The sequence below is a fragment of the Campylobacter sp. W0014 genome (genome assembly GCF_020135975.1).
In the GTDB taxonomy this organism is placed as follows: domain Bacteria; phylum Campylobacterota; class Campylobacteria; order Campylobacterales; family Campylobacteraceae; genus Campylobacter_D.
Genome location: NZ_JACHTR010000059.1, coordinates 1 through 2,082 on the forward strand (window position 1 = coordinate 1; position 2,082 = coordinate 2,082).

The window sequence follows — 2,082 nt, forward strand, 5'->3', positions numbered from 1 at the left end:
CATCTAATTCTTTTATAGCATCTTTATAAAGAAAAGTACTATTTCTTTTATCTTTAAGATTGATATCTAAACTATCTTTTCCTAAGATAAGTTCATAATGAGCGATTGTTAATTCTTTGAGTTTTTCTTTTAAAATAAGATTGTTTAGTGAATTTAAGTTTTTATTAAAAAGCATAGTTTGATTTTTATTAAATTTCATAAATCCTCCATTTATTTACGAAATATCGTCATTTTTGTATTTTTCTAAAGACTCGCCAATAGCTTTATTTTGGGTGTTTAAGTATTCTAAAGCTTGTAACCACCATGCTTTTTGATTGGTTAAAAATTCTTTCATTTTTTCTTTTTGATCAATTTCATTTAAAACTTCATAACGTAAAATTTCGCATTCATTGTGATAATATATAGCTTGTGTAAGCTCATTAAATAATTTTAATTTTTTAAATTCACTAAAGAATTTCAAAAGATTTTTTTTGATTTTTTCTAAAGTTGATAAATTAAGTTCTAATTTATTGAGCTCAAAATTTAGTTTTTTAAGTTCATTGTTACATTTTTTGATAAATTCTTCACTTTGTTTGACGTTTTTAGCAAGAAGTTTTTGAGTTTGTAAAAATTTATTTTTTATTTCATTTATTTCCAAATTTTTAGGTAAGTCAAAAGGCTTTTTTAAATCTTCTTTAAGAAAATTTTCACAAACTTCTTTAAAAGGTTTTTCTATGGTTCCCTCTATCCTAGCTCCACCTTCGGTGCAATTGTAGGTATTAATCTGTAGTTTTTCTTTTGCCCAGAAAATATCTTTTTCAAAGGCTTGGCGAAATAAATTCCAAGTCAGTTGCGTTCTAACTTGTTTTTTCCCACCGTAAGCAAGGGTATAAACTTCTCCGCGTATTTTCTCCTCTTCATTTCCATAGATATGTTCTTTTGGATGAGAGCTTCCATCTTCAGCATAAGCTAGATCTTGTCCTATTAAAATGATATTTTCATGTCTTAGGCCAGCAGCTAATTCATAAGCCATATTCGCAACACTTGCTCCAACTCCTATGTAACCAAATTCTTTAAGGTTTAAAGATGAAGCAAAATGTAAAGGGCGATGAACGAGCATGTAGTTTTTTTGATTTTGGTTTAAATATTTGATTGTATTTTCATGAGTTAAGGAAGCGATGATAAATAAAATGTCTTGATCAAAATCTTTAAAATTATTATTAAAAAATTCAGAAGTTTCTGGAACTCTTTCTAAAGATAAAACATAATCAGGCTTGATATTATACTTTGCTAAGATAGGATAAGAAGAATCTGCTGCTATAATAGTAGCTTTATTGGCATATTCTTTTAGTAAGGGTAATTGCTTAATAAGACTAGGACCTGTTGAAACGATGATGGCATTTTTTACTTTCGCTTTTCTTTCTTTTAAAAAATCTTGAAAAACTCCATGACTTAAAAGTTTAGGAAGATTGTTTAATACCTGTTTAATTCCTACAATGGAATCATGCGGATCGTTTCCTTTGGCTAAAACAATAAAGCGAATATTTTCGATTAAAATTTGATTTAGATTTTGTATTTGCTGGGCGTAAAATTTAAGGTAAAAATCACTATGAATAAAAAGATTGAAAATTTTAACACTTTTTTGAATACTTTCATACATAAAAAGAGTAACAAGTTGTGCAGTAGTGATGCTTGGAGTATGAAAGATTATGAGTTTTTCACTTCTTAATTCTTTAGTAAAATCAGTAAAATAAAAAGCTAAGGCTAAAATTTCAAGTTCATCTTCAAAAATAATGATGTGTTTATGATTTTTATTTTCACATAAGGCTTTGTAAAGTTTGCCATTTCCAAAACCATAAAAAAATAAAACTGGATATTTAAAGTATTGATTTTTATAAAGATTTAAATTTTCTATAAAGTCTTTTTTAGGATTTTCATAAATTTCTTCAAAATTGTTTGCAAAATTAATACCATCTTCATTGATCTTGGTTTGGAAATTTTCAAATTTTTGCAAAGCTCTTAGTTTGTAAGCTAGAATTTGATCCACTTCAAAAAGCGCTTGAGTATTTTTTAAAAAAAGTTCTTTATTCATAATTTAGCTTT

At 26.6% G+C, this 2,082-nt stretch carries 1 protein-coding gene and 1 pseudogene; both read right to left on the reverse strand.

What is annotated here, in order from left to right; genetic code table 11:
• Nucleotides 1–199 (reverse strand): annotated as a pseudogene (locus H2277_RS08860) (DUF115 domain-containing protein); the annotation flags it as partial.
• A gap of 15 nt (nucleotides 200–214) precedes the next feature.
• Complete coding sequence (locus tag H2277_RS08865) at nucleotides 215–2,071, reverse strand: motility associated factor glycosyltransferase family protein (protein WP_337201946.1); 1,857 nt, start codon at nucleotides 2,069–2,071, stop codon at nucleotides 215–217.
• Between the last annotated feature and the right edge of the window lie 11 nt (nucleotides 2,072–2,082).